General features: G+C 75.0%; 8 protein-coding genes. 6 read left to right on the top strand and 2 right to left on the bottom strand.

What is annotated here, in order from left to right; translation table 11 throughout:
• On the top strand, positions 1 to 997 hold a 997-nt coding region (locus tag VF468_30005; GenBank protein HEX5882520.1), incomplete at its 5' end, for an alpha-glucosidase C-terminal domain-containing protein.
• Positions 994 to 1,797, top strand: a complete 804-nt coding sequence (locus VF468_30000) for a PhzF family phenazine biosynthesis protein (GenBank protein ID HEX5882519.1) — start codon at positions 994 to 996, stop codon at positions 1,795 to 1,797. The genes VF468_30005 and VF468_30000, both read left to right, overlap by 4 nt.
• A gap of 6 nt (positions 1,798 to 1,803) precedes the next feature.
• On the opposite strand, the gene VF468_29995 is transcribed toward VF468_30000, so the two are convergent.
• Both VF468_29995 and VF468_29990 read right to left on the bottom strand, forming a co-directional pair.
• Entirely contained in the window at positions 1,804 to 2,208 is a 405-nt protein-coding gene (locus VF468_29995; protein HEX5882518.1) for a hypothetical protein, read from the bottom strand.
• Between the two features lies 1 nt (position 2,209).
• Complete coding sequence (locus tag VF468_29990; protein HEX5882517.1) at positions 2,210 to 2,920, bottom strand: WHG domain-containing protein; 711 nt, start codon at positions 2,918 to 2,920, stop codon at positions 2,210 to 2,212.
• 91 nt (positions 2,921 to 3,011) lie between these two features.
• Here VF468_29990 and VF468_29985 point away from each other — a divergent pair, with 91 nt between their 5' ends.
• Genes VF468_29985 through VF468_29970 form a run of 4 tightly spaced genes read left to right on the top strand, consistent with a single transcriptional unit; the run spans position 3,012 to position 5,756 of the window.
• The gene (locus tag VF468_29985) at positions 3,012 to 4,004 is read left to right on the top strand and encodes a hypothetical protein (GenBank protein ID HEX5882516.1); all 993 of its coding nucleotides are present in this window, start codon (positions 3,012 to 3,014) and stop codon (positions 4,002 to 4,004) included.
• Between the two features lie 14 nt (positions 4,005 to 4,018).
• The gene (locus tag VF468_29980) at positions 4,019 to 4,612 is read left to right on the top strand and encodes a hypothetical protein (GenBank protein ID HEX5882515.1); all 594 of its coding nucleotides are present in this window, start codon (positions 4,019 to 4,021) and stop codon (positions 4,610 to 4,612) included.
• 17 nt (positions 4,613 to 4,629) lie between these two features.
• A complete protein-coding gene (locus VF468_29975; GenBank protein HEX5882514.1) occupies positions 4,630 to 4,989 on the top strand; it encodes a plastocyanin/azurin family copper-binding protein in 360 nt (119 codons plus the stop codon).
• Positions 4,990 to 5,021: 32 nt separating this feature from the next.
• Positions 5,022 to 5,756 (top strand): metal-dependent transcriptional regulator, encoded by a 735-nt coding sequence (locus VF468_29970; protein HEX5882513.1) that lies wholly within the window; start codon positions 5,022 to 5,024, stop codon positions 5,754 to 5,756.
• The last annotated feature ends 170 nt before the right edge of the window (positions 5,757 to 5,926 follow it).

Below are 5,926 nucleotides of genomic sequence, written 5' to 3'. Positions count from 1 at the left end.
GGAGGTCGACGAGAAGTACCCGGGCCGGGTGCTGCTGGCCGAGGCCAACCAGTGGCCGCCCGACGTGGTCCCCTACTTCGGCGACGGCGACGAGTGCCACATGGCGTTCAACTTCCCGGTGATGCCGCGGATGTTCATGGCCCTGCGCCGCGAGGACCGCACCCCGATCGTCGAGATCATGAACCGCACCCCCAAGATCCCCGACACCGCCCAGTGGGGGCTGTTCCTCCGCAACCACGACGAGCTGACCCTCGAGATGGTGACCGACGAGGAACGCGACTACATGTACGCCGAGTACGCCAAGGACCCGCGGATGCGCCGCAACATCGGCATCTCGCGGCGCCTGGCCCCGCTGCTGGACAACGGCCGGCGCCAGATCGAGCTGCTCTACAGCCTGCTGCTGTCGCTGCCGGGAAGCCCGGTGATGTACTACGGCGACGAGATCGGCATGGGCGACAACATCTACCTGGGCGACCGCGACGGGGTCCGGACCCCGATGCAGTGGACCGGGGACCGCAACGCCGGCTTCTCCAAGGCCGACCCGGCCGCCCTGTACCTGCCGTTCCTGATGGACCCGGTCTACGGCTACCAGGCGTGCAGCGTCGAGGCCCAGGAGCGGGTGTCGACCTCGCTGCTCCAGTGGGTCCGGCGCATGCTCCAGGTGCGCAAGCAGCACCCGGTGTTCGGGCTTGGCGACTACGAGCCGCTGTACCCCGACAACCGGCGGGTGCTGGCCTTCTACCGCCAGCTCGGGGCCGACGTGGTGCTGGTGATCGCCAACCTGTCGCGCTTCGCCCAGCCGGCCGAGCTCGACCTGTCCCGCTTCCACGGGCTCATCCCCGAGGAGATGTTCGGGCGGACGCCGTTCCCGATGATCGACGACGAGCCCTACCGCCTGGGCCTGGGGCCGCACGGCTTCTACTGGTTCCACCTGGTCGAGCCGCCGGCCGAGCCCGACGACACGGCCATGTTCCGGGCCATCCGCACCCGGCCATGAGCTGGCCGCTCTACCAGGTCGACGCCTTCACCGACGAACCGTTCGCGGGCAACCCGGCCGCCGTCTGCCTGCTCGAGGCCGACGCCGACCCGGCCTGGATGCAGCGGGTGGCGGCCGAGATGAACCTGCCGGAGACGGCCTTCCTGCGACCGTCGGCCGAGGCCGGCCGCTACGGGCTGCGCTGGTTCACGCCAACGGTCGAGGTCGAGCTGTGCGGCCACGCCACCCTGGCCTCGGCCCACGTGCTGTTCAGCGAGGGCCTGGCCGAAGCCGGCCGGCCGGTCCGGTTCGACAGCGCCAGCGGGCCGCTGACCGCCCGGCCCGGCGCCGGCGGGGCCATCTGGCTCGACTTCCCGGCCACCCCGGCCGCGCCCGCCGACCCGCCCGGCGGGCTGCTGGAGGCGCTGGGGGCCGGGCCGGTGCGCTGGGTCGGTCTGGGCCGCCTCGACTACCTGGTCGAGCTGGAGGACGAGGCGGCCGTGCGCGACCTGGCCCCCGACGTCGGGCGGCTGGGGTGGCTCGGCAGCCGCGGAGTGATCGTGACCGCCGCCGCCTCCGGGACCGGGGCCTACGACTTCGTGTCCCGCTTCTTCGCCCCCGGGGCCGGGATCGACGAGGACCCGGTGACCGGGTCGGCCCACTGCGCGCTGGGCCCGTTCTGGGCCGGGCGGCTGGGCCGGGACGAGCTGACCGGCTTCCAGGCGTCGGCCCGGGGCGGCCTGGTCCAGGTCCGCCCGAAGGGCGACCGGGTCCTGCTCGGCGGCCGGGCCGTCACCGTCCTGCGCGGCCAGCTCGTCTGAGCCCGGTCAGAGCAGGCTCACCCCCAGGGTGACGGTGGCGGCCGCCAGCAGGAGGGCACCCAGGTAGACCAGGGTGATCATGCGGCTGGGGCGCTCGGCCCGGGGCGGGATCACCGAGAGGAAGAACCCGGCCGAGATCAGGATCGGGGCCAGGGCGAAGCCGGTGCGCACGAGCGTCCGGACGCCTGACGACAGGTCGGTCTGGTCGACGTAGAGGATGCCGACCAGGGCCAGGAGCACCAGCACGCCGGCGTGGGCGTGTCCGGCCCGGAACAGGTTCTGGCGCACCGGGTTGTCGAGGTAGCCGGGGATGCGGCGGGCGATCATGCGCAGCAGCGACCAGCCGCCGAACTCGATCGTCGGGATGACCACGAACAGGATGCCGGCGAGCCGCCTTGACGCGTCGGACATGTCAGCGCCTCCTTGACGTCGGTGGGTCGGTCAGGAACGGGAGGATCGCCGCCGAGGCCAGGGTCTGGAACCGGTCGGCGGCGACCGCGGGGTCGGGGAAGTGACCGGCCAGCTCCAGGCTGACCGCGCCGTGGACCGCCGCCCACAGCACCTCGGCCACGGCCCGGGGGTCGCCGGGCCGCAGCGCCCCGGCGTCCATGGCCGCCCGCACGGCCAGGGCGAGCACCTCCAGGCTGGCCCCGGCCACGGCCAGCGACGCCGGCGACGGCTCGAACCGGGGGATGGCCCGCTGGAACATGACGCCGTAGTAGGCGCGCTCGGCCAGCGCGTTGTCCCGGTAGGCCCGCGCCAGCTCCCCCAGCCGGGCCAGCGGGTCACCCCCGTCCGGCACCGCCTCCAAACGGCGGCCGAGCCGTTCGAACCCCTCCCGGTAGAGCGCGTCGGCCAGCCCCTCCTTGGCCCCGAACATCGTGTAGAGCACGCTCGTCGAGCACCCCACCACCCCGGCCACCCGCCGCATGGTCAGCGCCCCCGGCCCCTCGGCCACCAGCAACCCGCTGGCCCCGTCAAGCAGCGCCTGCCGCAGCACCTCGTGCCCACGCCGCTGGGCGACCTCGTAGGGGGTCGGGCGAAACGAAGCCGGGGCGCCCAGCGCCGGGTCCCCGGAAGGCGGGGCGCCCGGGCCCGCCGTCGCCTTGTCGTGGTGCCTCACGCCGCCACTGTAACGTTGTTATTATACGATGACAATGTTGTTGGCCCGAGGATGGCAAGATGGCGCGTCGCGACGTGACGGAGGAGGCCGCGTGGAGGAACGCCTGCCCGGGGAGCGGCTGGCCGAGCTGGTCGAGCTCGGGGACCCGGCGGCCCTGCTGCGGGCCGTCGACGGGCTCTGCGCCAGCCGCGACTGGGCCGGCCTGGTCGACCTGCGGCACCGGCTGGAGGAGGCGGTGGAGCGGGGACGGCCGCTGTGGCCGGTGACCACCTACGTCGAGTACCGGATGGCCCTGGACGGCCCGGCCCCGGAGGCGGCCAGCGTGCTCCGGCCGGGGGCGGCCCGCTTCGCCCTCGGCCCGCTCACCGAGGTCGCGGCCACCACCCACACCTTCGCCGAGCTGGCCCCGCACCTGGCCGTGCCGGCGGTGGCCGGCGCCGTCGCCCAGGAGCGGGTCCTGCGCGGGGAGGACCTGCGCGAGGCTCCCGGCGCCCACGCCGAGGTGCTGGAGCTGCCGCTGGTGCTGGCCCAGTGGGAGCCGGCGTACGCCCTGGCCACCTACCGGCCCGACGAGCGCGAGGTCCCCGACCCCGGCGCCGAGGCGGTCGAGCTGGTCGCCGGCCGGGCCGAGCCGGGCCCGGTCCTGGAGCGGCCCGACGTCACCCGGGCGCTCACCGACCTGGTCGAGGTCTGGACCTCGGAGTCGGGGGGCGAGGCCCGGGCGCTGGTCGTCTCCGGCGGGCCGGCCGATGCGGTGGCCGCCCTCGGCCACCTCGAGCACCGGCTGGGCCGGGTCGCGCCCGCCTCGGCCATGGCCCGCATGGCCTGGGCCGCGGCCAGCGGCGGCGCCCACGGGGTCCGCCGCGGGGCCGCCCTCGGGCGGTTCGACGCCTGGTGGGCCGCGGCCAGCCTGGCCGGCCTGGACTGGCCGCCCGACCCGGCCGAGCTGGGCGCCGCCCTGGACCGGCTCACCTGGTGGGTCTGGGACGACGGCATGCCCGGCACCGGCTGGATCCTCCGCCTGGCCGCCGCCGACCCCGCCGCCGGCTGGGCCGCCGCCCTCGACGCAACCGACCGCAGCTGACAGAGGAGCCGCAGATGCCCGACGACCTCCCCGGCCCCCCCGCCCCCGGCAACCGGGACGACACCCCCACCGACCGCCCGCCCGGCGACCGCCCGACCGAGCCCCTGGGCGGCCCGCCCCCGCCGGCCGCCCCGGTCCCCGGGCCACCGGCGGCCGGAAGCCCGCCGCCGCCGGCCGGGCGGACCTGGCCGCAGGCCCCGCCGCCCGCCCAGGACTACGGGCAGCAGGGCTACACGCAGCCCTACGGCGGCCAGCAAGGCTACGGCCAGCCCCCCTACGGGCAGCAGCCCGGCTACGGGCCCCCCTACGGCGCGCCCCCGGGCGCCGGGTACGGCTACACGCAGGCGCCCCCGACCGACAGCTCGGCGACGGCGGCGCTGGTGATCGCCATCATCGGCTTCTTCACCTGCCCGCCCGTCGGTGCCATCGTCGCCCTGGTGCTGGCCAACAGCGCCCAGAAGCGCATCGAGGCCTCCAACGGCCAGCTCGGCGGCCTGGAGATGGCCAGGGCGGCCCGCATCATCGCCATCATCGAGCTCGCACTCACCGCCCTCGCGCTCGTGGGCGGCCTGATCGCCATCGCGGTCTCGCTCGGCTCCACCTACTGACCCGTCAAGGAGCTTCCGTGCCAACCCGCCCCCGCCTCCCGCCCGCCCTGCTCCTGCTTGTGCTCTTGTTCACATTGGCCGCCTGCCAGGCCGGCTCGGCCGCCTCCCCCGCCGACGCCGCGCCGGTACGGGGCGTGACCACGGTCGACGCCAAGGACCTCAAGTTCCTGCCCCCGGCGATCGAGGTGCCGCCGGGGACGGAGGTCACCTGGCGGTTCGTGGACGGCTCGATCCCCCACAACGTCAAGGGGGACGGCTTCGCCTCCGAGAACCAGTCCCGGGGGACCTTCAGCCACCGGTTCGAGCGGCCCGGCGAGTACCGCTACACCTGTGACCTGCACGCCGGCATGGACGGACGGGTGGTGGTGGCCGGCTGACCGGAACCGGCGGCGCCACGTACCATGGGCCCATGGCCGACGAAGCGACCCTCACCCCGGCGATCCAGGAGTACCTGGAGTCGCTCTACTGGCTCGGCGAGGCCGGCATCGAGCGGACGCCGACCAACCTGTCCAGGGCCATGCAGGTGTCGCCGCCCAGCGTGACCGGGATGGTCCGGCGGCTCGAGAGCGAGGGCCTGGTCGACCGGGGACCGGGCAAGCGGATCGTCCTCACCGACCGGGGCATGGAGGTGGCCAAGCACGTGGTCAGCCGGCACCGGCTGGTCGAGGCCTTCCTGGTCAAGGTGATGGGGGTGCCCTGGGACGAGGTCCACGAGGAGGCCGAGGCCTTCGAGATGGGCGTCACCCCGGCGCTCGAGGCCCGCATGCTCGAGATGATCGGCGAGGCCCGGACCTGCCCCCACGGCCACCCGATCGGCGACTACCCGCGGGAGCCGGGCGTGCCCCTCACCGCCGTCCCCATCGGCAGCGTCGTCCGCGTTCTCAGATTCGAGAACGAGGACCACGACCTGCTGCGGATGTTCCGCCGGGCCGGGGTCGAGCCGGGGGCCAGCTACACCATCGCCGCCTTCGGTCAGGAGCGGGCCGAGCTGGAGGGCCCGCAGGGAGCGACCGTGCTGCCCCTGTACGCGGCCAGGACGATCTCGGTGGCGGTCGAGCGCTCGGGCGACGGCCCCGCGGCCGAGCAGGACCCCGAGAGCCTGGCCACGGCCTACCTGCTCGGCGAGACCCACTGGAGCCGGTAGCCGGCCGGATCAGCTCGGCGCGGCCACCGTGAACGGCTTCCCGTTGGCCGGCACGCCGGCCTCGGCGTGACCGCCGACCTCGAAGCGGGCCATCCCGTCGGCCGGGCACAGCAGCGGCATCCGGAGGCGGGCGGCGGACCCGGGCGTCGCGCCCTCCAGGTCCCCGGCGC

This window comes from Actinomycetota bacterium, assembly GCA_036280995.1.
In the GTDB taxonomy this organism is placed as follows: Bacteria; Actinomycetota; CALGFH01; order CALGFH01; family CALGFH01; genus CALGFH01.
Note: the sequence above shows the minus strand (reverse complement) of the source record. Positions and strands in the feature narration are given on the sequence as shown.

Bases quoted from the DNA above. Each gene is read 5' to 3' on its own strand.
- VF468_30000 (HEX5882519.1), top strand. From the start codon at position 994: ATGAGCTGGCCGCTCTACCAGGTCGACGCCTTCACCGACGAACCGTTC.
- VF468_29970 (HEX5882513.1), top strand. From the start codon at position 5,022: ATGGCCGACGAAGCGACCCTCACCCCGGCGATCCAGGAGTACCTGGAG.
- VF468_29980 (HEX5882515.1), top strand. From the start codon at position 4,019: ATGCCCGACGACCTCCCCGGCCCCCCCGCCCCCGGCAACCGGGACGAC.
- VF468_29995 (HEX5882518.1), bottom strand. From the start codon at position 2,208: ATGTCCGACGCGTCAAGGCGGCTCGCCGGCATCCTGTTCGTGGTCATC.